This window comes from Pseudomonas sp. VS40, assembly GCF_018587885.1.
Taxonomy (GTDB): domain Bacteria; phylum Pseudomonadota; class Gammaproteobacteria; order Pseudomonadales; family Pseudomonadaceae; genus Aquipseudomonas; species Aquipseudomonas pergaminensis.
Window position 1 is genome coordinate 166,913 of the sequence record NZ_JAGYWD010000004.1, and the last position, 23,790, is coordinate 190,702.

Sequence of the window (23,790 nt, forward strand, 5' to 3'; positions counted from 1 at the left end):
CTTATTGAGCCCGGCTGAGCCAGGCCTGCAATTCGGAAAAATGATCAATCGTCAGCCTGGGCTCATATTGTTGCAAGGCTTCAGCCGCCTGGGCGCCATAGCTGACCGCCACGCTGTCCATGCCCGCATTGCGCGCCATCATCAGGTCGAAGGAAGCATCGCCCACCATCAAGGCCTGGCGTGGCGACACACCGCAATGGGCCAGGATCTGCTCCAGCATCAGAGGGTGAGGCTTGCTGGCAGTTTCATCGGCGGCACGGGTGATATCGAAATAATCTTCCCAACCATGCGCCTTGAGCACTCGGTCCAGGCCGCGACGGGCCTTGCCGGTGGCGACCGCCAGGTGATAACCCTCGGCGCGAAAGGCATCCAGGGACTGCACCACACCATCGAACAGCGGCGAAGGCGTAGCCTCCAGCGCGATGTAGTGATCGGCGTAATGATCCCGGAAAGCGACCAGCTCAGCGTCGCTGATCTCGGGGTACAAGGTGCGAATGGCCTCAGGCAAGCCCAGGCCGATAATGCCCTTGACCGCATGATCCGTGCACAGCGCAAACCCCGAACGGGTCGACGCTGCGTGCATCGATTCGACAATGCGGCCAATGGAATTGGCCAGGGTGCCGTCCCAATCGAAAATCAGCAGTTTGTAATCAAGGTGCGACACTCAAACGCTCCACAGTCTTGGCCCACATCTCATCGACCGGAGCCTGCAGCTTCAATTCGCCCCCATCGGGCAGCGGTACCGTGAGCATGTAGGCGTGGAGGAACAGGCGTTTGCCGCCCAGGTCGCGGATTTCCTTGGAAAAATCCTCGTCGCCGTACTTGGTGTCTCCGGCGATGCAGTGGCCCGCATGCAGGGTGTGCACGCGGATCTGGTGAGTACGGCCGGTCACCGGCTTGGCCTCTACCAGGGTGGCAAAGTCACCGAAACGGCGCAGCACCTTGAACAGGGTCAGGGCCTCTTTGCCCTCCTCGTCCACTTCCACCATGCGCTCGCCGGAACGCAGGTTGCTCTTCTGCAACGGCGCACGGACGCTCTTGATCGAGCTGGCCCAGTTGCCGCGCACCAGCGCCATGTAGCGCTTATCCACGCCATCGCCACGCAGGGCGGTGTGCAAGTGGCGCAACATGCTGCGTTTCTTGGCGATCATCAGCAGGCCAGACGTGTCGCGGTCCAGGCGATGGACAAGCTCCAGCTCCTTGGCATCCGGGCGCAACTGACGAAAGGCTTCGATCACGCCAAAATTCAAGCCGCTGCCACCGTGGACTGCAATGCCACAAGGCTTGTTGATCACGATCAGCTTGTTGTCTTCGAAGACAATCGAGGCTTCCAGGCGCTGCAACAAGCCCTGGGCCAATGGCACGGGCTCATCACGTTCCGGCACGCGAACCGGCGGCACGCGCACGATATCGCCCGCCTGCAACTTGTACTCAGGCTTGATCCGGCCCTTGTTCACCCGCACTTCACCTTTACGCAAGATGCGGTAAATCAAGGTCTTGGGCACGCCTTTGAGCCTGGCCAGGAGAAAATTGTCGATGCGTTGGCCGGCATATTCCGGCGAGACCTCGAGCAGCTGGACGCTGGGGGTCTGGGGGGCGGTAGTCGTCATGGCGGCGATGATAACAATTTTTTATGGAATTGAAGCACTTAATCATTGCTGCTATAGTCGCGAACGCCGCCAAAAGCGGCCTGGACAGAGGACATGCGGCAAACTGCCGGCCCTGACCATCGCAATTCATCAGGACGCGAGGCCGTCCTACGGGGCTTTCGCCACCCTGGAAGGCTCGAGATTGTAACAAGCGCAGGTGACATGAGGCCTGAAGCGAGTGCAGAAAGCAGAGTGAATACTCGCGTTTTGCGCCGATATTTACGGCCAGTTCACAAAGTGCAGTCAGTCTTGAGCCAGACCATGGCGAATGCTTCGGAAACAACGCCTGTTAAGAGCTGAGTGAGAGCGCAATCGCCCACACCTAGTCTTGTTTAGCCATGAGCGTGGACTCCCCATTGGAGAACACGGTAAATGCCAACCCGCTGCGGATTCTGCGCGCGGCAGCACCCGAATTATCAGGGATACGTGTAGGGTGGAGATGCACAACCGTCGGACCGTGTAGCACTAGGCTTATATTTAGACGCTTCATCTCGTCCACAGTCGCCGGTTGATTCCTCCTCCTGACCTTAGCTTTTGTTGAAGTGGTGCCTTTGTCACCACCGCTAACAAGCAGGACGCGTCCGTCGCGATACCGGCCCAATTGGCTCGTTATTGCTGGACACTGGAGTGGCCAACCACTCTTGACGCACCTGACACCGACCGTGAGAAGTCGTGTGTGCCGAACGCCGTTTCCGGCAGCCCGGAAACCGACGGTACAACATGAAAAGAATGCTGATTAACGCAACTCAACCCGAAGAGTTGCGTGTTGCACTGGTAGATGGCCAACGCCTCTACGACCTGGACATCGAATCCGGTGCACGCGAGCAAAAGAAGGCCAACATCTATAAAGGCCGTATTACTCGCATCGAACCAAGCCTTGAGGCTGCCTTTGTCGATTTCGGCTCCGAGCGCCACGGCTTCCTGCCCCTCAAAGAAATCTCCCGCGAGTACTTCAAGAAAGCCCCCGAAGGCCGCGTGAACATCAAGGACGTCCTGAGCGAAGGCCAGGAAGTCATCGTCCAGGTCGAAAAAGAAGAACGTGGCAACAAGGGCGCCGCCCTGACCACTTTCATCAGCCTGGCTGGCCGTTACCTGGTCCTGATGCCAAACAACCCACGTGCCGGCGGTATTTCCCGTCGCATCGAAGGCGAAGAGCGCAACGAACTGCGTGAAGCGCTGAACGGCCTGATCGCACCGGCCGACATGGGCCTGATCGTTCGCACTGCCGGCCTGGGCCGCAGCAGCGAAGAAATGCAGTGGGACCTCGACTACCTGCTGCAACTGTGGACCGCCATCAAAGAAGCCTCCCTGGATCGTTCCGCGCCGTTCCTGATCTACCAGGAAAGCAACGTGATCATCCGCGCCATCCGCGATTACCTGCGCCAGGACATCGGCGAAGTGCTGATCGACAGCGTTGAAGCCCAGGACGAAGCCCTGACCTTCATCCGCCAGGTGATGCCGCAGTACGCCAGCAAGATCAAGCTGTACGAAGACAGCGTTCCGCTGTTCAACCGCTTCCAGATCGAAAGCCAGATCGAGACCGCCTTCCAGCGCGTGGTCGAACTGCCTTCCGGTGGCTCCATTGTGATCGACCCGACCGAAGCCCTGGTGTCCATCGACATCAACTCGGCGCGTGCGACCAAAGGCAGCGACATCGAAGAAACCGCCCTGCAGACCAACCTGGAAGCGGCTGAAGAAATCGCCCGCCAATTGCGCCTGCGTGACATCGGCGGCCTGATCGTGATCGACTTCATCGACATGACCCCAGCCAAGAACCAGCGCGCCGTGGAAGAGAAAGTCCGCGAATGCCTGGAAGCTGACCGTGCCCGCGTGCAGGTTGGCCGTATCTCGCGCTTCGGCTTGCTGGAAATGTCCCGTCAGCGCCTGCGTCCTTCCCTGGGCGAGAGCAGCGGCATCGTTTGCCCACGTTGCAACGGCACCGGCATCATCCGTGACGTTGAATCGCTGTCCCTGGCGATCCTGCGCCTGATCGAAGAAGAAGCCCTGAAAGACCGCACCGCCGAAGTCCGCGCGCAAGTGCCGATTCCGGTTGCCGCTTTCCTGCTCAACGAAAAACGCAACTCGATCACCAAGATCGAACTGCGCACCCGTGCCCGTATCGTCATCCTGCCGAACGATCACCTCGAAACGCCGCACTTCGAAGTGCAGCGCCTGCGTGATGACAGCCCGGAAGCCCACAGCGGCCAGTCCAGCTACGAAATCGCCGCTGCCGCCGCCGAAGTGGAAGAAGTCCAGCCAGCCGCCGCGACCCGCACCCTGGTTCGCCAGGAAGCAGCCGTGAAGACTGCGCCGGCCCGCGCCAACGCACCGGTTCCGACCGAAGCTGCAGCCCCTGTTGCCGCGCCGGCTGCCCTGCCTGAGCCAAGCCTGTTCAAAGGCCTGGTGAAATCGCTGGTGAGCCTGTTCGCCACCAAGGAAGAGCCTGCCGCACCGGTTGTGGTTGAAAAACCAGCCTCCGAGCGCCCAGCACGCAACGAAGAGCGTCGTAACGGTCGCCAGCAGAGCCGTAACCGCAATGGCCGTCGCGACGAAGAGCGCAAGCCGCGCGAAGAACGTGCGCCGCGTGAAGAACGCGCCCCGCGTGAAGAACGCGCCCCGCGTGAAGAGCGTGCGCCCCGCGAAGCCCGTGAAGAAACCCCGACCGTAGAACGTGCACCGCGTGAAGAGCGCGCCCCACGTACGCCGCGCGCTCCACGTGAAGACCGCAAGCCACGTGGCGAGCGCGAAGAACGTGTACGTGAACTGCGCGAGCCACTGGACGCTGCACCCGCCGTTGCCGGCGCTGCCGTTGTTGCTGAAGAACGTCCGGCCCGCCAGCCGCGTGAAGAGCGTGCGCCACGTGAAGAACGCCAACCTCGCGCCCCGCGTGAAGAGCGTCAACCGCGTGCCGAGAACGCTGCTGCCAGCGAAGAAGAAGTACTGACCGGCGAAGAGCAACTGCAGGAAGACGGTCAGGAAGGCGCCGAAGGCGATCGTCCACGCCGCCGTTCCCGTGGCCAGCGTCGTCGCAGCAACCGTCGTGAGCGTCAGCGTGATGCCAACGGCAACGTGATCGAAGGCTCGGAAGAGACCGGCGAAAACGCAGAAGCCGCTACCGGCGAACCGACTGGCGCCGAACTGGCTGCCGGCCTGGCCGTTACCGCTGCCGTTGCCAGCTCGGTCATCAGCGCACCTGCTGAAGCCCAGGCACACGAGCAGGCTGAACGCGCTACCGCTGCTGTTGAAGAAACCGTCACCGTGGAAACACCTGCCGCCGAGACGCCAGTCGTTGAAGCACCTGCTGTTGAAGCGCCGGTTGCTGAAACTGCAGTCGTAGAATCGCCGGTTGTTGAAGCGCCTGTTGTCGAAGCCACCACCCCAATCGAAGCGCCGGTTGTTCCGGAAGTGGAAGTTGCTCCGGTTCAAGAAGCCCAGCCAGAAGTTGAAGTGGCAGCGGTTGAGCCCGCCCCAGTGGTTGAGCCTCAGCCAGTGGTTGAAGCGGTGGTTGAAGCACCGGTTGTCGAAGCAGCGCCAGAAGTACGTGAAGTCCGCGAAGTTCGTGAAGAACAGACCGCCTTCCAATGGACTGCCGAGCCTGCCGCGCCGGTTGAAGCGCCACAACCTGCCCCTGTGGTAGAAGAAGCGCCAGCACCGGTTGCCGAAGTCGTGGTTGCCGAGCCAGCCCCAGTGGTTGAGCCTGCTCCGGTCGTTGAACCTGCGCCAGTGGTTGAAGCGCCGGTGGTTGCCGAAGTTGCCGCCCCCGTGGTTGAAGCAGCACCGGTCAGCGCGCTGACCGAAAACGGCCGTGCCCCGAACGACCCACGTGAAGTGCGTCGTCGTCGCAAGGAAGCCGAAGCCGCCGCAGCTGCTGCCGCAGCACAGGAAGCAGAGCACGAGAGCAAACCTCTCGCCTGATTCGCGCAGCGACTAAAAAGCCCCGCCTGAGTGATCAGGCGGGGCTTTTTATTGACTACGGGTACACATTCAACCGTAGGAGCCGGCTTGCCGGCGCCTACAATTAGGGTGGGGAGTAATGTAAAGACTGTGGCAGGTCGACATCCCAGAGCACGCCCGGATCATCAACAGACACTTCACATACCTTCGCCTGCGCAAACAACGGCCTGGCACCACGATCACCTTTCAACGCCATCAGCCCTGGCCCAGATGCCCGGCTAAACGCCACAGGGTGCCCATACTGCCCATCCTGCACCGGCACACAGATGCCACCTGCCTCCAGCCCATCGATCACCCGCTCAACGCTGGACGAACAGATAAACGGCATATCTCCCAGCACCACCAGCCAGCCGTCCGCCGCCGCACTGGCTGCAACCGCCGCCGCAATACTGTCACCCATGCCTGCTGAGCGCAGCAGCAAGACCTTGCAACCGTAGGCCTCTGCCAAGCGAATCACTTCAAGCCGGTCCGGTGAAGTCACCACCCAGCGCTCAACCACAGCAGCCGGCAGATTCATCAGCACCTGCTCGATCACCGGCCGTGTTACGCCATCCAGGCCCACACAATCAGCCAACAACTTATCCTGGTCTACCCCCGCCACGGCACGAAAGCGACTGCCCTGCCCCGCCGCGAGCACAATTGCAGTGACAGTCACTCAGCCACCACCGGCAATGGCTTCTTCTGCATCGGCGCCACACCGTTTTTGATCGCGACAATTTCCGCCATCAGCGACAACGCGATCTCCGACGGAGTGTGGCTGCCAATGTGCAAGCCAATCGGCCCATGCAGGCGTGCGATCGCCTCGGCGGACAGTCCCAGCGCGGCGAGGTTTTCCCGGCGCTTCTGGCTATTGACCCGCGAACCCAGTGCGCCGATATAGAACGCCGATGAATTCAGCGCTGTCAGCAAGGCCATATCATCCAGGCGCGGGTCATGGGTGAGGCACACAATGGCCGTGCGCTCATCGGTCTGGATGTTGAGCACGGCTTCATCGGGCATGCCCGGCACAAAGCGGCCATGCTGCTCTTCCCAGCCGTAGACGAACTCATCACGCGGGTCGCAGATCAATACTTCGAAATCCAGCAAACGCGCCATCTCTGCCACATAGCGTGACAGTTGCCCGGCGCCGATCAGCAGCAAGCGCCAGCGCGGGCCGTAGATGGCGCGCAGGCGTTCGCCGTCGAAGGTGACCACATCGGTCTTGCTTGCGCTGGTCAATGTGACGTCACCACTGGCCAGGTCCAGTTCACGCGCGACGATCTGATGGTCTTCGCACCGCGCCAGCAACTCTGACACCCACGCCCAATCGCGCACACGCTCTTCGGTCAGGCGCAAGGTGCCGCCACAGGGCAGGCCAAAACGCGCGGCTTCATCGCGGGTCACGCCGTAGGTCACCAACTGGACCGGCGGCCCGTCTGCAGGCAACCGGCCATCCTGCAGGCGTGCAATCAAGTCGTCCTCGATGCAACCGCCCGACACAGAGCCGATCACCACCCCATCACCTCTCAGCGCCAGCATGGCACCCGGTGGACGCGGGGCACTGCCCCACGTCTGAACAACGCTGTACAACACCACTTGCTGCCCGGCGCGACGCCACTCAAGCACGCTGCGCAGGACATTCAAATCAACACTGTCCACATAACCTCCCGCACGCGCCCCGGCGCAAATGCTCATTTGATGATCGCATGTAGATCGTGCCGCGCGGCGCAAATTTCATCCGCGAAGACCCGGTTCGCCTAAATAGGCTGTGAAGTGAAAAAGGCCTCGTCGGCTTTTGATGAAGTACTCACTTAATTTAAATCAAAACACGGCAAAAGTGACCGGCCGGAAACGCAAACGCCCCGAACCAGTCGGGGCGTTTGTGGGCAGCAGTTGGCGTCAGGTCACGCCATCAGCTGTTTACTTGACGACAGGTGCAGGGCCTTCGGCCACGCCCAGGTCATCCAGCTCACGGGTTTCCGAGATACCGGTACCGCCGGACGCCAGCTCGCTTTGCAGCTTGTCGGTGTCCAGTTCCTTGACCCACTTGGCCACAACGATGGTGGCAACGGCGTTGCCCACAAGGTTGGTCAGTGCACGGGCTTCGGACATGAAGCGGTCGATACCCAGGATCAGCGCCAGGCCGGCAACCGGCAGGTGGCCCACGGCCGACAGGGTGGCCGCCAGCACGATGAAGCCCGAACCGGTCACGCCAGCAGCGCCTTTGGAGGACAGCAGCAGCACCAGCAGCAGGGTGATCTGGTGGGTGATGTCCATGTGGGTGTCAGTCGCCTGGGCGATGAACACGGCAGCCATGGTCAGGTAGATCGAAGTACCGTCAAGGTTGAACGAGTAGCCAGTCGGGATCACCAGGCCAACTACGGACTTCTTGGCACCCAGGCGCTCCATCTTGATCAGCATGCGTGGCAGTGCGGATTCGGAAGACGAAGTACCCAGAACGATCAGCAGCTCTTCACGGATGTAGCGGATCAATTTGATCACGCTGAAACCGTGGGCGCGGCAGATACCACCCAGCACCACCAGCACGAACAGGATGCAGGTGATGTAGAAGCAGATCATCAGCTGGCCCAACTGCACCAGGGAACCCACACCGTAGGCGCCGATGGTGAACGCCATGGCACCCAGGGCACCGATTGGCGCGAGCTTCATGATCATGTTGATGATGTTGAACATCACGTGGGCGAAGCGATCGATGAAGTCAAGCACCGGCTTGCCGTAGGCACCCAGGCGGTGCAGGGCGAAACCGAAGATCACCGAGAACATCAGCACTTGCAGGATATCGCCGTTGGCGAAGGCGCCGACGATGGTGTTAGGGATCACATTGAGGATAAAGCCGACGATGCTCTGGTCTTTACCGGCAGTGACGTAGGCCGCCACTTTGGAGGCGTCCAGGGTCGCTACGTCGATGTGCATGCCGGCGCCCGGTTGCACGACGTTTACCACGATCAGGCCGATCAGCAGCGCGATGGTCGAAACGATCTCGAAGTAGAGCAGCGCATAGCCGCCGGTCTTGCCGACCGATTTCATGCTTTGCATGCCAGCGATGCCGCTGACAACGGTGCAGAAGATGATCGGGGCGATGACCATTTTGATCAGTTTGATGAACCCGTCACCCAGTGGCTTGAGGGCCACACCGGTCTGCGGGTAGAAGTGACCGAGCAAAATACCGATAACGATTGCAACGATCACCTGGAAGTACAGGGATTTGTAGATTGGCTGACGAGTCGTCATTGCAAAGTTCCTCAATCGTCCCGTGTGGCAAATATCCGCCATTGCCCACGACACTTGAATTGCGAACCCTCCTGCACTGGAGGGATTTGTTGTTTGCGAGACCTATAGATGCAGGCCTGCGCTGTGGTCCTTATCGCAAACGCCGTGCCACTTCTCTCAAAATCCCTGAAGGCCTTTAGACATCAGGCCTGGGGCTCTACAGCCATTCTTCCAAGCCCCCGATCGAGTGGCGGATTTCCGCCCACCGACCCAATCCCGTCCTACAATTTGGCGGATATCCGCCTTGTGACCCTGTCCGGGGATGCTACGATCCGCCCTTTCATGGACGAGGCCTTCGCATGCGTGAACGTACCATCGCCAGTCATTACGCCCGGGCAGCCCTCGGCGGGGCGCGTCGGGCCGGTTACGACTATACGGGCCTGTTGCAACAGGTGGGTATCACCCCAGAGCTGTTGACCGAACCCCGCGCGCGCATCGCGCCGGAGCAATTTACCCGGTTGCTGCAAATGCTCTGGCTGGCGCTGGACGACGAATACCTGGGCTTCGCCGACGGCCCGAGTAAACGCGGGACCTTCGCCATGATGTGCCACGCGTTGATCCACTGCCGCACCCTGGAGAAGGCTCTGGAACGCGGCTTATTATTTTATAGCCTATTCCCGCAAGGCCCGCGCTGGCAGCTGACACGCGAAGGCGAAATGGCCCGTTTGAGCCTGGACGACTCGCAGCTATGGGACCCGGATCACTTCCTGAGTGAATGCCTGCTGGTGATCTGGCATCGCCTGGGCAGTTGGCTGATCGGCCAGCGTATCCGGCTGCACCAGGCCACTTTCAGCTACCCGCAGCCGGCTCACGCCAGCGAATATGACCTGCTGTTTCCCTGTGCCCAGGTATTCGGTGCACCGAACAGCAGCCTGGTATTTCCCGCCCGCTACCTGAGCCTGCCGCTGTTGCAGGATGAGCGCACGCTCAAGCACTTCCTGGAGCGCTCCCCCGCCGATCTGCTGTCGCGGCCGGACGAAGGCGACAGTTTGAGCAGCCAGCTACGCCGCTTGCTCAGCCGCGACCGCAGTCCCTGGCCGGACCTGGAAGCCGTCGCCCAGCACCTGCATATCAGCCCACAGACCCTGCGCCGGCATTTGCGCGAAGAAGGCACCAGCTTTCAGGCGCTCAAGGATGAGCTGCGGCGGGACATCGCCATCTATCATTTGGGCCGGGCGGATTTGTCATTGCAGGAGATCGCCGAGCAGTTGGGGTTTTCCGAACCGTCGGCGTTTCATCGGGCGTTCAAGAAGTGGACAGGGTTGACGCCGGGAGCGTATCGCGCGCAGGAGAGTTAGAGGTGTATTGCCTTTGCCGACCCTTTCGCGAGCAAGCCCGCTCCCACATTCGACCGCATTCCTACAGGATAAACGTGGTCGAATGTGGGAGCGGGCTTGCTCGCGAAGAGGCCAGTGGAGTCAACAAAGATCACAAGGCAGGAAAGTGAATCTTGAACGCGGCCCCGCCCAACGGCGAATCCCCCAAGGTCAGCCGCGCGCCGTAACTTTCGATGATGTCCTTGACCACCGCCAGGCCAATCCCCTGCCCCGGATGCTGGCGGTCCAGCCGCTCTCCCCTTTGCAGGATCCGCGCACGCTGATCCGGTGGCACGCCAGGGCCATCATCCTCAATGCACAACTCGGTGCCTTCCAGGCCTTCCACCAGGCTGATGCGCACCTCGCTCAGGCACAGACGGTAGGCGTTCTCCAGCAGGTTGCCGAGCAACTCCAGCAGAGCGCCCTTCTCGATCGGCACGTCGCAGTCTTGCGGCAACTCAAAAGACACCGTAACGCCTTTGTCGCGGTAGACCTTGTCCAGCGTATCGCACAGGCTTTGCAGCACCGGTTCCAGCCGCACCTGATGGCGCACCAGCCCACTTTTGCGCAGGCTGGCGCGCTGCAACTGGTAGCTGATCTGCTGGCTCATGCGCTCGATCTGCGATTGCAGTACCCAGGCCTGGTCACGGTCTTCCGGGCGCTGGGCCATGTCTTCGCTCACGCCTTGCAACACCGCCAGCGGGGTTTTCAGGCTGTGGGCCAGGTCGTCGAGGGAGTCGCGGTAGCGCGCCCGTTGCTCACGCTCACTGTGCAGCAAGCGGTTGAGAGAGCCCGTGAGGCGCAGCAACTCGCGGGGGTGTTGTTCGGAGAGGCTTTCGCGGGTACCGCCTTCGATCTGGTCAAGTTCCTGGCTCAGCCGCCGCAGCGCTTGCAGGCCCCAGGTCAGGCCCAACCACAGCAGGGTCAGCAGCACCAGCAAGGCCGCGCCGAAGCCCAGGTAGAGGTTTTCGCGCAGGCCTTCGAGGGTCAGCTGATATTCGCGCACCGGTTGCAGCGCGACGATACTGAATGCCGCACTCTTGCCGCCCAGCAGCCTGACCTCGACGTCATACACGAAGAATTCCTGGCCGTTGGCCTCGCGAATCCGTGCAAATTCGTTACCGCGCCCGTCGTAGCGCGGTTTGTAGTTGATGTTTTCTTCCTTGGTCGCCCGCGAACGCCACACCAGGTGGCCTTCACGGTCGTAGATATAGCCGAGCAGGCGGCTATCAGTGAGGTTGAAGCGTTCGTCGGGCAACTGCGCCGGCATCAGCAGGCGGTTGTTCTCCACGCGTGCGGCAGAGATCAGGGTGGTGACGTCCGACGCCAGGCGCTGCTCGATGGAGTCCTGCAACGCCAGGCTGAACGCGCCCTGCATGGCCGGCAACAAGCCCAGCATGAACAGCACGGCCAGGGTGGCGGCCGCCAGCATCAAGCGCACGCGTAGCGAGCGAATCAACGGCAGCGCTCATTGAACAGGTAGCCCAGGCCACGCACGGTGTCGATCGGCTTGAACCCGCCCGGGCCTTCCAGCTTGCGGCGCAGGCGGCCGACCAGCACTTCGATGACATTCGGATCGCGCTCGTCGTCATCGGGGTAGAGCTGTTCCATCAAGCGGTCCTTGGCGACCACTTGCTGGTGATGACGCATCAAGTACTCGAGGATGCGGTATTCATAAGCCGTCAGCGCCAGCGGCTGCTCATCGAGGGACGCCTGCTTGCGGTTGAGGTCCAGCAGCAAGGGGCCGGCCACGATAGTCGACTGGGTAAACCCGCTGGAGCGGCGCAGCAAGGCGTTCATCCGTGCCTCCAGCTCTTCGAACTGGAACGGCTTGACCACGTAGTCGTCGGCACCGGCCGCCAGGCCTTCGACCTTGTCCTGCCAGTTGCCGCGGGCGGTGAGGATCAGGATCGGGAAGGTCTTGGCCTGAGTACGCAATTGGCGGATCAGGTCCAGGCCGCCCATGCCGGGCAGGCCCAGGTCGATGATCGCCAGGTCGTGATTGAACTGGCCGGTCTGGTACAGGGCCTCTTCGGCATTGGCCACGGCTTCGACCACATGCCCGCTGTCGGTCAGGCGGGTCAACAGGTGATGACGCAGCAACGCCTCATCTTCCACCACCAGCAATTTCATAAGGCTCTCCAAGGCAAATCAACTGTCCGACAGAGGGATATCATAGCGGCCCTGCAGGTCTTGCGGGCGCAGTTTAATGCCATTGTACTGTGCGGTCAGGTGTTCATAGCCGGCGCGATAGGCCGGCTGCGGGGTTGCAAGGCCCAGGGACTGTCCCCAGGGCGCGGGTTGGCTGCCAGACTCTTCGAAACTGACACGCTGGATCAAGGTGCTGGATTTCTTGGTCTTCTCACCACCGAATCCAGCAAAGGCACCGTCGGCGGCCTGCACCCCGGCAGTGGCACTGAGCATGCTTAACGCCAACATCAGCTGTTTGATCGCAGTCATGGTGTTACCTCTACGCGTTTGGCTGTGTATGCCCAAGGCTACGCATGCGCCCCTGAACTCCTCCTGAACAGGCTCTGAACCGCGCCTGAACCGCTGCGGGCTATCCTCACGCCCATCAACTCGGCAAAATACCGCCCATGAATTCCCTACCCGCATGCTGCACCCCACTCGACGCCCACTGGCCCCTGCCTGAGCCCTTGCCGGGCGCGGTGTTTCTCAGCACCCGCTTTAACCCTGCCTTATTAACGGCGGACGACTTCCAGCGCAGTGCCGTACCGCCACCGGCCAGCATCCAGCGCTCGGTGGCCAAGCGCCAAGCCGAGTTCCTGGCCGGCCGGCTGTGTGCCCGCGCAGCGTTGCAACAACTCGATCACCTCAACTGCATCCCCGCGATCGGTGAAGACCGCGCGCCGGTGTGGCCTGCGCACATCAGCGGTTCCATCACCCACAGTACCGGGCATGCCGCTGCGATTGTCGCGCACAAGGCGCAATGGCGTGGCCTGGGGATGGACCTGGAGAACGTGCTGGACCTGGAACGGGCGGAACGGTTGGCGGGGGAAATTCTTACCGCCGATGAACTGCAGCGCATGGGCGCCCTCCCGCGCGAGCAGCACGCCCTGCTGGTGACGCTGACGTTTTCGGCCAAGGAGAGTTTGTTCAAGGCGCTCTACCCGATTGTGCAGAAGCGCTTCTATTTTGAGCATGCGCAGGTGATGGAGTGGACTGAGGCCGGCTATATAAGGCTGCGGTTGCTGACGGACTTGTCGACAGAGTGGTGCCATGGCAAGGAGTTGGTGGGGCAGTTTGCGGTGGATGACGGACAGCTGTTGAGCCTGGTGGCCGTCAGCGCCTGATAGGCCGCTATCGCCGGCAAGCCGGCTCCTACATTTGCGATGTGCCCCCTCAGCGAAGGCTGATATCAAGGCTTATCCTGCTCCCTCGGCCAACTCAAACTGAAGCACGCCCCGCCCAAGTTATTGCTCTTGCTGATCAACGCCCGCCCGCCGTGCCAGTAGATAATCCGCCGCACAATCGACAGCCCCAGGCCATGCCCGCCGGAGGCGCGAGTGCGGCTGTCGTCCAGGCGCAGGAACGGCGTGAAGATGCGCTCCCAGGCACTCTCCGGCACGCCGGGGCCGTCGTCTTCGACATCGATGCGGCAGCGCACCTGCCCCACTTGATAGCTGATGAGCACCTGGCCCTGTGCATGGCGCATGGCATTGCTCACCAGATTCTGCAGTGCACGGTGCAGGTAACGCGGCTCGGCATCCACCCAGGCATCATCCCAGTGCGCCGAAGACAGGCAAATCCCCCGTGCCACGTTGACCTGTGGACGCAGTGGCGATAATTCGCCGATCACCTGATCAAGCAGCGCATTGAGGTCGACCCGCTGGAAATTCAGCTCCGGCGAACCCTGCTCCAGGCGCGCGTAGGTGAGCATTTCGTCGACCAGGCCGTCGAGGTCCTGGATATCACTGTCCATACCTTCCAGGTATTTGCGCCGCGCCTCGGCAGTGGTGGCATCGCCGACCATTTCCAGGCCGAAACGCAAGCGTGCCACCGGCGTGCGCAGTTCGTGGGACACCGCGCGCACCAGTTCGCGCTGGATCGCCAGCAACTGCTGCAAGTGCTCGGCCATGCCATTGAACGCCGCAGCCAGGCGCCCCACCGAGTCAGCACCGCGGGCGGGCACGCGCACTTCCAGGTTGCCCTTGGCAATGCGAGTGGCGGCGGCTTCCAGGCCGCGCAGTCGACGCTCAAGCTGGCGCACCAGCAGATACACGATCAAACCGATCAGGGTCAGGCCGATCAAGGCGATCAGGATCAGCCATTGCGGCGGGTAAGGATTCATCTGATACAGCGGCCCGAGTTCCAACACCCACGGCGTACCGACCATGCCGGCAAACACGCGGATCGAATCGCCGCCCTTGCCCAGGGCCATCACCGTATCGCCTTCCGAGACGCGGCGGCGCTGGTCTTCGTCCATATCGGCCTGGTCGAGGGTCATCAAATGCATATCGAAGCCAAAGCCCTTGGCTTCTTTGATATCCGCCAGGCGTTGCGGCTGTTCGGCCACGGGGAAGCGCACCAGCTCGTCGGCCAGCAGGTAAATGGTAGCGCGCGCCAGCTGTTCGCTGATCTGCTGCACTTCACCGGTAAGAACAAGCTGCTCCTGATCGCTGACCAAGCGCAGTACCCGCGCGGCGTGCGGCCCGGTCTGCTCGACCAGCACCTGGCCGCGTTGCAGGCGAGTGCGCTGGCTCAGGTCCAGTTGCGCCTCGGCCAGCGGGCGCAACTCCAGCGGAATGCCCAACAGGCGTTCCCACACCGCCAGGGCGCGCTGGCGCTCAATGGCACTCATGGGTTGCAGATTATCGCCCATCAACGCGAAGGTGCCGTGGGCCAGGCGCTCGCGGTACTGGCCGCTGCGCACCTCGTTGAGCAGGTGCAGGGCCAGCACCCCGAGCAGCGCCACCAGGATCAGCGCCGCGCACATGCCGCCGTAGATGCGCAGGAAGATCGAGTTCACAGCGACATGTCGGCGGCGGCTTCGGGGACGAACAGGTAGCCTTTGCTGCGGATGGTCTTGATCAGGCGCGGGTGGATCGGGTCATCGCCGATTTTCGGGCGAATACGTGAAATGCGCACATCGATGGAGCGATCCTGGCCGTCATAGCCAATGCCGCGCAGGGCGATGAAGATTTCTTCGCGGGACAAAATGCGCCCGGCGTTCGCCACCAACAGCCACAGCAGGTCGAATTCGGCGCTGGTCAGTTCGATACCTTCATTATTCAGCCAGGCCTCGCGCAAGGCGCTGTCCACCACCAGGGGGCCGAACTGCAGGCGGCGCGGGCTCTCTGTTGTTGCCGGCTCCGCAGGCTCGCTGCGTCGCAACAGGGCCTGGATGCGTGCCAGCAACAAGCGCGGGCGCACCGGCTTACACACGTAGTCGTCGGCGCCCATGTCCAGGCCCAGCACTTGGTCCATGTCGTCGGTGCGCGCGGTGAGCATCAGGATCACGCCGTCATAGCGCTCGCGTACGGTGCGGCAGATGCTCAAGCCGTCTTCGCCGGGCAGCATCAGGTCGAGGATCACCAAGTCCGGCTGCTCGGCGATGATGCGCGCCGCCGCCAAGGCGCCATCGCCTTCCACCGACACCCGCAGGCCGTTGCTCTCCAGGTAATCACGGGTCAATTCGGCCAACCGCTGGTCGTCCTCGACTATCAATACCTGCCAGGCTTCTTGCTCCACGGGCGACCTCAATGTCTGTCATAAAAGGAGGGCATGATCTGAACCACATCACCGCCCGTTGCGGCCGATTGTAGCCATGGGCCAGTCCCCAAACACAAGCCGGGAAATCCATTCGGTGATCGCGATTTTTTGTGATAGGGTTCGCGCCCTCAAAAATCCAACCGGCTGTTTTTGCCTTGGAATATTCGGTGACAAACGGCCGACTCCAGCAGTAATGCGGCCTACACGGGTGTTCCACGTTTCATACACATTTTACCCACAGCGTTATCCACAGGTAGTGCGTTGCTAAGCCCCCCAAAACGCATTATCTTGTAGGTCGGCGCTAAAAAAACCCTACATGTAGGGTTTTGAGCGAAAAGACCAAACACAGATCAGACAAGAAACTCAAGCCCTTTCTTGCTCTCGTTTGGTTGAACCAACGCATTTTTTGAAAGACCAAACCGCGCACGCGGATGGCAGCCGTTTTCACGCTCCAACAGCGCAAAACGGTACGGGTGTTGCAGTGCTTGAACCTGGCAACTGTCACCCACCAGGAATACGGCCAAGGGCTTTGCAGCCCCGAACCGAAGACTTCGGCATGGAAGCGGCGCGAACAGCTCCCTTCCTCCTGTCCCGAAGTTGTTATGCCAGGCCCAGGCCTGCTGTAAGTGCTTCAGGACGGAACGGTGGGCACCTTGATGGTGCCCAAATAAATATAGAATGTGGAGACAACCCCCCATGCAAACCGACACAACTCGCGAGAACCCGCAAGGCTCCGTGCCGCAGGCCGCTGATTCGAACCTGGATCTGTCCGCCACTGCGCCCGGCCAATTGCGCGTGATCAAGCGTAACGGCACTGTCGTTCCTTACACCGATGACAAAATCACCGTCGCCATCACCAAAGCGTTTCTTGCAGTTGAAGGCGGCACCGCTGCCGCTTCGTCGCGCATCCACGACACCGTTGCCCGCCTGACCGAACAAGTCACCGCGACCTTCAAGCGTCGCATGCCTTCGGGCGGCACTATCCACATCGAAGAAATCCAGGACCAGGTCGAACTGGCCCTGATGCGTGCCGGCGAGCAGAAAGTGGCTCGCGACTACGTGATCTACCGCGACTCGCGCGCCAAGGAACGTGCCGTACGTTCCCCGGCCGAAGAAGCCGCCGTACAGGCTCACCCGTCGATCCGCATCACCCTGGCCGACGGTAGCTTTGCACCGCTGGACCTGGGCCGCCTGAACACCATCATCACCGAGTCCTGCGAAGGCCTGGAAGAAGTCGATGGTGACCTGATCCAGCGCGAAACCCTGAAGAACCTGTACGACGGCGTGGCCCTGACCGACGTCAACACCGCCCTGGTGATGACCGCCCGTACCCTGGTTGAGCGTGAGCCGAACTACTCGTTCGTGACCGCACGCCTGCTGATGGACACCCTGCGTGCCGAAGGCCTGGGCTTCCTGAAAGTCGCCGACAGCGCCACCCACCACGAGATGGCCGACCTGTACGCCAAGGCTCTGCCGGCCTACATCGCCAAGGGTATCGAATACGAGTTGCTGAACCCGGTCCTGGCCACCTTCGACCTGGAAAAACTCGGCAAGGCGATCAACCACGAGCGCGACCAGCAGTTCACGTACCTGGGCCTGCAAACCCTGTACGACCGTTACTTCATCCACAAGGACGGTATCCGCTTCGAACTGCCGCAAGTGTTCTTCATGCGCGTGGCCATGGGCCTGGCGATCGAAGAGAAGCAGAAAGAAGACCGTGCCATCGAGTTCTACAACCTGCTGTCGTCCTTCGACTACATGTCGTCGACCCCGACCCTGTTCAACGCCGGCACCCTGCGTCCACAGCTGTCCAGCTGCTATCTGACCACCGTGCCGGATGACCTGTCGGGCATCTACCACGCGATCCACGACAACGCCATGTTGTCCAAATTCGCCGGCGGCCTGGGCAACGACTGGACCCCGGTGCGTGCACTGGGTTCGTACATCAAGGGCACCAACGGCAAGTCCCAGGGCGTTGTACCGTTCCTGAAAGTCGTGAACGACACCGCCGTCGCCGTGAACCAGGGTGGCAAGCGCAAAGGCGCTGTGTGCGCCTACCTGGAAACCTGGCACATGGACATTGAAGAGTTCATCGAGCTGCGCAAGAACACCGGTGATGACCGTCGTCGTACCCACGACATGAACACCGCCAACTGGATCCCTGACCTGTTCATGAAGCGCGTCTTCGATGACGGCAAGTGGACTCTGTTCTCGCCATCCGAAGTGCCGGACCTGCACGACCTGACCGGTAAAGCCTTCGAAGAGCGCTACGAGTACTACGAAGCCCTCACCGAGTACCCAGGCAAGGTCAAGCTGTTCAAGACCATCCAGGCCAAAGACCTGTGGCGCAAAATGCTGTCCATGCTGTTTGAAACCGGCCACCCATGGCTGACCTTCAAGGACCCGTGCAACCTGCGCAGCCCGCAGCAGCACGTGGGCGTGGTCCACAGCTCGAACCTGTGCACCGAGATCACCTTGAACACCAACAAGGACGAGATCGCCGTTTGCAACCTGGGCTCGATCAACCTGCCGAACCACATCGTCAACGGCAAGCTGGACACCGCCAAGCTGGAGCGCACCGTCAACACCGCCGTACGCATGCTCGACAACGTGATCGACATCAACTACTACTCGGTGCCACAGGCGCAGAACTCCAACTTCAAGCACCGTCCGGTCGGCCTGGGCATCATGGGCTTCCAGGACGCGCTGTACCTGCAGCACATTCCTTACGGTTCGGATGCTGCGGTCGAGTTCGCCGACAAGTCCATGGAAGCGGTCAGCTACTACGCGATCCAGGCTTCCTGCGACCTGGCCGACGAACGCGGCGCCTACGAGACGTTCCAGGGTTCGCTGTGGTCCAAGGGCATCCTGCCGCTGGATTCGCAACAGATCCTGATCGAAGCCCGTGGCCAGAAGTACATCGACGTCGACCTGAACGAATCCCTGGACTGGGCGCCGGTACGTGCCCGTGTGCAGAAAGGCATTCGTAACTCCAACATCATGGCCATCGCACCGACCGCCACCATCGCCAACATCACCGGCGTGTCGCAGTCGATCGAACCGACTTACCAGAACCTGTATGTGAAATCGAACCTGTCGGGCGAATTCACCGTGATCAACCCGTACCTGGTTCGCGACCTCAAGGCTCGCGGCCTGTGGGACTCGGTCATGATCAACGACCTGAAGTACTACGACGGTTCCGTGCAGCAGATCGAGCGCATCCCGCAAGAACTCAAAGAGCTCTACGCGACGGCCTTCGAAGTGGACACCAAGTGGATCGTTGACGCTGCCAGCCGTCGCCAGAAATGGATCGACCAGGCTCAGTCGCTGAACCTGTACATCGCCGGCGCTTCGGGCAAGAAGCTGGACGTGACCTACCGCATGGCTTGGTACCGTGGCCTGAAAACCACTTACTACCTCCGCGCCCTGGCCGCGACCAGCACCGAGAAGTCGACCATCAACACCGGTAAGCTGAACGCTGTTTCCAGCGGCAACCACGGTGATGACTCGGTCCTCGCCGCTCCAGCCGGCCCGGCCCCAGTGCCAAAAGCCTGCGCGATCGACGAGCCAGATTGCGAAGCTTGCCAATAAGCTGAGCCCGCCTTGGGTTTAATCACCCAAGGCTGCAAAACCCCCGATATGCCTGCGGTGTATCGGGGGTTTTCTTTTGCCTGGAAAATGCACGGGATCTGCCTAGAACAGCACGGTTGCGGTACCCGACTGCGGCACGCCGCCTCGCCGCCCCCACAATTCAACGCGACCATCGATCACGGCCATCGAATGGCCGCCGTATTCCACAGTTCCCACCTTGCCGCTTCTCAATTCGGCATCCGTAGCCGACCTGTAGCGGCCCCTCAACCCAAGGCGGTCCAGACCTTCACGGGAGTGTTCTCCATCATTGAGGCTGTTCATCGCGCCCATGAAACTGCGCCCTGCCGTGCCATCGTTGTCCTCCATCTGCGCCCGCTTGGCGCTCGCGGCATACATGAAGTTGGCATCCGTCATCATCGCCGGGTCATCCCCTTTGAATTGTGCATGCCGGGCCGCCTGCTTCACTTCCTCGTTGGTCAATGAAAGCTTGAAGCCATCGCGCATTGTCACGTCATAGCCGGTCGCTGTCGTCTTCACGTCTTTGAAGACATCGGTGGGCTTCTGGCCAAATTGCATCATTGCGGCTTTTATGGCGGAAACCGTGATGCAATTACCATCCGGCCCCTGGCTGAAGCCACTCCAGATATTGTCAGGCTTTTTGCTGGGGTTGCTGTTATCAGGTGTGTAGTTGAAGTGTTTTGCGCCCTCAGTAATCGGCTTGTTGCTCATGGACTCAGAGGGCCCGAAACCACTTCGGGGAACCCTAGGGCCGCCGCCACCACCACGCGGCAACGATGGAGCAGGTAACGGCGGAGCAGGTGACGGTGCATCGCCCTCATCCGGAAACCACTGCATCAACAGTTGCCTGAGAAACGCGCGAAGTGTCTCGTCAGCCTCCTCCATCATCTTTTTGAGGACGTCCTTGAATGCCTCATCCCCCATTTTCTCGCGCAGCGCATTCAACTTGTCGCGCGTGTCCTGCATCGTTTGGTGCTTGCCGCTCTGCTGCGCATCGAACAGCTCGCCAAGCAACTGCTTGACCGCAGACACTTCAGTCACCGGCGCAACCGCAGGTGTCTCTCCACCGGCAAGGCCAGGCATATACCCCACACGACCGGTCCCCGGCCCGGACACTCCTGAATGCAACATACCCTTGCCCCTCTTGATTGGTGAGCCAGCCAGGCTCCGGTTCAATCAGTGGCAGAATGGCTACGCAGCGTTCCTTCCCAGGCCTCAAAGCGAGTAACCCGATGTGTCGAGGGCACTTTTCCTACGCCCACAAAAAAGCCCCTCTTACGAGGGGCTTCTTGTGCAGCGCTACCGCATCAGGTCATCTGAATGATGGTCTGCATGATGGTGCTCTGGGTGGAGATGGTCTTGGCGTTCGCCTGATAGTTGCTCTGGGCCTTGATCAGGTCTACCAGCTCGTTGGTCAGGTTGACGTTGGAGTTCTCCAGGGAGTTGGCCACGATCGAACCCAGGGTACCGGCTTGCGGGGTGTCGTAACCCGGCTGGCCGGAGGCGAAGGTCTCTCTCCAGGTAGTACCGCCGGCTGGCTGCAGGCCCTGCTCGTTGTTGAAGCTGGCCAGGGAGATCTGGCCGATGGCCTTGCTCTGCTGGTTGCTGAACGTGGCGAACAACACGCCGCTGCCGTCGATTTTCAGGCCGGTGATCTGGCCGGTGGCGTAGCCATCGGTGACCGGTGGGTTGCGGTAGGTGGCCGAGTTGTACTGGGTGATGTTGGCCATGTTGACGGCGATCCCTGCTGGGTTCGCATCCGCACCGTTGGCCTTCCACACACCGTTGGTCACGGTGCCAGGAACCCAACCGGTAATGGTCAGGGTCTTATCAGAGACACCACCGGTGACCACACTGGTGAGCTTGCCGGCGCCGTCAAAGGTCAAGGCCGATGGCACAGGTGGAGTCGATGGGGTGCCGGTTGGCGCCGAACCGTTGGGGTTGCGACCATCGATCAGGGTATAGGCATTCCACTTGTTACCGTCGGTTTTCACCAGGTACTGCACCATCGGGTGCGCGTTGCCCTGGGAATCGTACAAGGTGGTGCTGTACTGGGTGGTAAAGGTGCTGGTGTCGTTCGGGTTGAACGGCTTGGCCACCTGGTCGATCACCGGCTCCGAGGAGTTCAGGTTACTGGTGGAGTCCACTTTGGTGGAGGCCTTGGGCGGCAGGTTCGACAGGTTCAGTTGCAGGTCGGTCAGGCCGCCCTTGATGATCTTGCCATCGGCATCTGCCGCGTAGCCTTGCAGGCGCGAAGTGCCGGTGTTGTTGGTGATGTAGCCGTCTTTGTCGGCACGGAAGGCACCGCTGCGGGTGTACTCCAGCGAACCGTCGCTGCCCTTCTGCACGAAGAAGCCGCCACCCTGGATCGCCATGTCCAGGATACCGCCGCTGCCGTTGACGTCACCCTGGGTGAACTGCTGCGACACGGCCGCCAGGTTCACACCGTTGCCGATGCTGTTCTGGCCGGTGCCCAGCTTGGACGCGGCGTAGATGTCGGCGAATTCCGCACGGGACGACTTGAAGCCAGTGGTCGCGACGTTGGCGATGTTGTTGCCGGTCACGTCCAGTTGTTTGTTGGCCGCATAGAGGCCGCTAAGGCCGATGTTAAAAGACATGTTTCTCTCCCTCTGCCGTATTTAGCCGGCTCTATGTACCGATAGTCTGAATTTGCGACAGCTTGACGCTGCCCATGCCGCCCGCCAGGTTCAGCAGCATTTCGCCGCCGGTCTTGCTCAGGGTCACGCTCGTTACCGTCGCTGGCAGCGAAGTGGCCAGGGCAACGGAGTCGCCCTTGTCGTTCTTGGTGGTGGCGTTGAAGGTGTAGGTGCCCGCCGGGGCAACTTCGCCCTTGTCGTTCTTGCCATCCCAGATGAAGTTCTGGGTGCCGGCGCTCTGGGCCCCCATGTCGATGGTGCGCACCACGTTGCCGTCTTTGTCGGTGATCTTGACGGAGACGTTGCCCACCGCCGAGGTCACCGCCACCGAACCGGTCATGCTCTTGCTCGTATCAACCATGGCCTTGTCGGTCTGGATGATGATCGAGCGTCCGACCAGCGACGAGGCCTGCAACGCCTGCGACGAGCTGAAGTTGCTGGAGATCGCATTCACCGAGTCGTTCAGGGTGTTGATGCCTTCCAGGCTGCTGAACTGCGCCAGTTGCGCCACGAACGCGCCGTTGTCTTGCGGCGACAGCGGGTTCTGGTTTTTCAGCTGGGTGACCAGCAGTTGCAGGAACGCATCTTTGCCCAACGCCTGCTTGCCCGTCGCCTTGTTGGCGGCGTCGCTGACGCTGCTGTTGTCCTGGGCAGTCTTGACCTTCGAGTTGAAAAGGTCCTGGACTGCCGTGTTGTTTGACGTATCAACGATGGCCATTATTTGGCGCCCCTTATCACTGACCCAGGGTCAGGACCTTCTGCATCATGGTTTTGGCGGTGTTCATCATTTCCGCATTGGTCTGGAACGAGCGGCTGGCGGAAATCATGTCAGCCATTTCCTCGACCACGTTGACGTTCGGGTAGTACACGTAGCCTTTTTCGTTCGCCGCCGGGTGGTTAGGCTCGTAGCGAGCTTCCAGATTGCTCTGGTCCTCAACCACACCGAGTACCTGCACGCCCGAGCCGGCGGCGCCTTGATCCTGGAACAGCGAATCGCTGCCGCCGTTCTGGCCACCCTGGAACATGGTGGCGAACACCGGGTGACGGGCGCGGTAGGTCTGGTCGATGCTCGAAGACACGGTCTCGGCGTTGGCGATGTTACTGGCGACGGTGTTCAAACGCGTGGTCTGCGCGCTCATGCCACTGCCGGCAATATTGAAAACACTGGACAGGGACATGGCTTACTCTCCACGCAGGGCTGACATCAGCCCTTTGAATTTGCTGTTGAGCAGGGTGAAGCTGGCTTGAAAGTTTACCGAGTTCTCGGCGTAGGCCGATTGCTCCAGCTGGGCGTCGACGGTGTTCTGGTCGATCGACGGCTGCATCGGCGTGCGATACAGCAACGACTCGTCACCATTGCTCAGGCCTTGCGCTTCAATATGACGGCTGTTGGTCATGTTCAAGGCGAAGGTGCCGTTCTTGGTCTTGTCCTGCTGTGCGGCGAGCACGGCGGAAAAGTCCAGGTCCCGAGCCTTGTAGTTCGGGGTGTCGGCGTTGGCAATGTTGTTGGCCAGGACTTCGGCACGCTGGGCGCGGAAGCCCAGGGCTTGTTCGTGGATACCGAGCGCTTTATCGAAGCTGATGCTCATGGCGGAAACCTTT

At 61.0% G+C, this 23,790-nt stretch carries 19 protein-coding genes; 4 read left to right on the forward strand and 15 right to left on the reverse strand.

The genetic code is table 11. The annotated features are described in order from the left end of the window. Window position 1: 1 nt before the first annotated feature. Together KHP07_RS13525 and rluC are read right to left on the reverse strand one after the other, a co-directional pair. Complete coding sequence (locus tag KHP07_RS13525; RefSeq protein WP_214497335.1) at window positions 2-664, reverse strand: HAD-IA family hydrolase; 663 nt, start codon at window positions 662-664, stop codon at window positions 2-4. Continuing rightward, complete coding sequence (gene rluC, locus KHP07_RS13530) at window positions 651-1,610, reverse strand: 23S rRNA pseudouridine(955/2504/2580) synthase RluC (RefSeq protein ID WP_028617584.1); 960 nt, start codon at window positions 1,608-1,610, stop codon at window positions 651-653. Before rluC ends, KHP07_RS13525 begins: the two co-directional genes overlap by 14 nt. A gap of 759 nt (window positions 1,611-2,369) precedes the next feature. On the opposite strand from rluC, the gene rne reads away from it, so the two are divergent. Further along, window positions 2,370-5,564 (forward strand): ribonuclease E, encoded by a 3,195-nt coding sequence (gene rne / locus KHP07_RS13535; RefSeq protein ID WP_502937532.1) that lies wholly within the window; start codon window positions 2,370-2,372, stop codon window positions 5,562-5,564. A gap of 103 nt (window positions 5,565-5,667) precedes the next feature. Here rne and KHP07_RS13540 read toward each other — a convergent pair whose 3' ends face one another. From KHP07_RS13540 to KHP07_RS13550, 3 genes are all read right to left on the reverse strand, one after another. Next, entirely contained in the window at window positions 5,668-6,258 is a 591-nt protein-coding gene (locus tag KHP07_RS13540; protein WP_100492299.1) for a nucleotidyltransferase family protein, read from the reverse strand. Continuing rightward, on the reverse strand, window positions 6,255-7,241 hold the full coding sequence (locus tag KHP07_RS13545) for an XdhC family protein (RefSeq protein WP_078049859.1): 987 nt from the start codon (window positions 7,239-7,241) through the stop codon (window positions 6,255-6,257). Before KHP07_RS13545 ends, KHP07_RS13540 begins: the two co-directional genes overlap by 4 nt. A 261-nt stretch (window positions 7,242-7,502) precedes the next feature. Beyond that, window positions 7,503-8,834: a dicarboxylate/amino acid:cation symporter gene (locus tag KHP07_RS13550; RefSeq protein WP_028617588.1), complete on the reverse strand. Its 1,332-nt coding sequence runs from the start codon at window positions 8,832-8,834 to the stop codon at window positions 7,503-7,505. Window positions 8,835-9,172: 338 nt separating this feature from the next. Between KHP07_RS13550 and KHP07_RS13555 the strand changes: the two genes are divergently transcribed. After that, a complete protein-coding gene (locus tag KHP07_RS13555; RefSeq protein ID WP_078049860.1) occupies window positions 9,173-10,171 on the forward strand; it encodes an AraC family transcriptional regulator in 999 nt (332 codons plus the stop codon). Between the two features lie 130 nt (window positions 10,172-10,301). Here KHP07_RS13555 and KHP07_RS13560 read toward each other — a convergent pair whose 3' ends face one another. From KHP07_RS13560 to KHP07_RS13570, 3 genes are read right to left on the reverse strand one after another with little or no spacing between them, the layout of a single operon-like run. Next, window positions 10,302-11,648, reverse strand: a complete 1,347-nt coding sequence (locus KHP07_RS13560; protein WP_078049861.1) for an ATP-binding protein — start codon at window positions 11,646-11,648, stop codon at window positions 10,302-10,304. Beyond that, a complete protein-coding gene (locus tag KHP07_RS13565; RefSeq protein ID WP_015885446.1) occupies window positions 11,645-12,322 on the reverse strand; it encodes a response regulator transcription factor in 678 nt (225 codons plus the stop codon). Before KHP07_RS13565 ends, KHP07_RS13560 begins: the two co-directional genes overlap by 4 nt. 18 nt (window positions 12,323-12,340) lie before the next feature. Further along, window positions 12,341-12,649 carry a hypothetical protein gene (locus tag KHP07_RS13570; protein WP_078049862.1) on the reverse strand — a complete coding sequence of 103 codons (309 nt, stop codon included), beginning with the start codon at window positions 12,647-12,649 and terminating at the stop codon, window positions 12,341-12,343. Window positions 12,650-12,786: 137 nt separating this feature from the next. On the opposite strand from KHP07_RS13570, the gene KHP07_RS13575 reads away from it, so the two are divergent. Beyond that, complete coding sequence (locus KHP07_RS13575) at window positions 12,787-13,503, forward strand: 4'-phosphopantetheinyl transferase family protein (protein WP_214497337.1); 717 nt, start codon at window positions 12,787-12,789, stop codon at window positions 13,501-13,503. A 65-nt stretch (window positions 13,504-13,568) separates the two neighbouring features. Here the strand turns inward: KHP07_RS13575 and KHP07_RS13580 are convergent, their stop codons facing one another. After that, window positions 13,569-15,179, reverse strand: a complete 1,611-nt coding sequence (locus KHP07_RS13580) for an ATP-binding protein (RefSeq protein ID WP_099493660.1) — start codon at window positions 15,177-15,179, stop codon at window positions 13,569-13,571. Beyond that, entirely contained in the window at window positions 15,176-15,901 is a 726-nt protein-coding gene (locus tag KHP07_RS13585; protein ID WP_078049865.1) for a response regulator, read from the reverse strand. Before KHP07_RS13585 ends, KHP07_RS13580 begins: the two co-directional genes overlap by 4 nt. A gap of 717 nt (window positions 15,902-16,618) precedes the next feature. Here KHP07_RS13585 and KHP07_RS13590 point away from each other — a divergent pair. After that, on the forward strand, window positions 16,619-19,513 hold the full coding sequence (locus KHP07_RS13590; RefSeq protein WP_214497338.1) for a ribonucleoside-diphosphate reductase subunit alpha: 2,895 nt from the start codon (window positions 16,619-16,621) through the stop codon (window positions 19,511-19,513). Between the two features lie 102 nt (window positions 19,514-19,615). Here KHP07_RS13590 and KHP07_RS13595 read toward each other — a convergent pair whose 3' ends face one another. From KHP07_RS13595 to flgB, 5 genes are all read right to left on the reverse strand, one after another. Further along, window positions 19,616-20,614 carry a hypothetical protein gene (locus KHP07_RS13595; RefSeq protein WP_214497339.1) on the reverse strand — a complete coding sequence of 333 codons (999 nt, stop codon included), beginning with the start codon at window positions 20,612-20,614 and terminating at the stop codon, window positions 19,616-19,618. A gap of 224 nt (window positions 20,615-20,838) precedes the next feature. Continuing rightward, window positions 20,839-22,149, reverse strand: a complete 1,311-nt coding sequence (flgE, locus tag KHP07_RS13600; RefSeq protein WP_078049867.1) for a flagellar hook protein FlgE — start codon at window positions 22,147-22,149, stop codon at window positions 20,839-20,841. A gap of 31 nt (window positions 22,150-22,180) precedes the next feature. Then, window positions 22,181-22,906, reverse strand: a complete 726-nt coding sequence (flgD, locus tag KHP07_RS13605) for a flagellar hook assembly protein FlgD (protein ID WP_214497340.1) — start codon at window positions 22,904-22,906, stop codon at window positions 22,181-22,183. A 16-nt stretch (window positions 22,907-22,922) separates the two neighbouring features. After that, a complete protein-coding gene (flgC, locus tag KHP07_RS13610; protein ID WP_076949604.1) occupies window positions 22,923-23,366 on the reverse strand; it encodes a flagellar basal body rod protein FlgC in 444 nt (147 codons plus the stop codon). Window positions 23,367-23,369: 3 nt separating this feature from the next. Beyond that, window positions 23,370-23,777, reverse strand: a complete 408-nt coding sequence (gene flgB, locus KHP07_RS13615) for a flagellar basal body rod protein FlgB (RefSeq protein ID WP_010208346.1) — start codon at window positions 23,775-23,777, stop codon at window positions 23,370-23,372. Window positions 23,778-23,790: the final 13 nt, after the last annotated feature.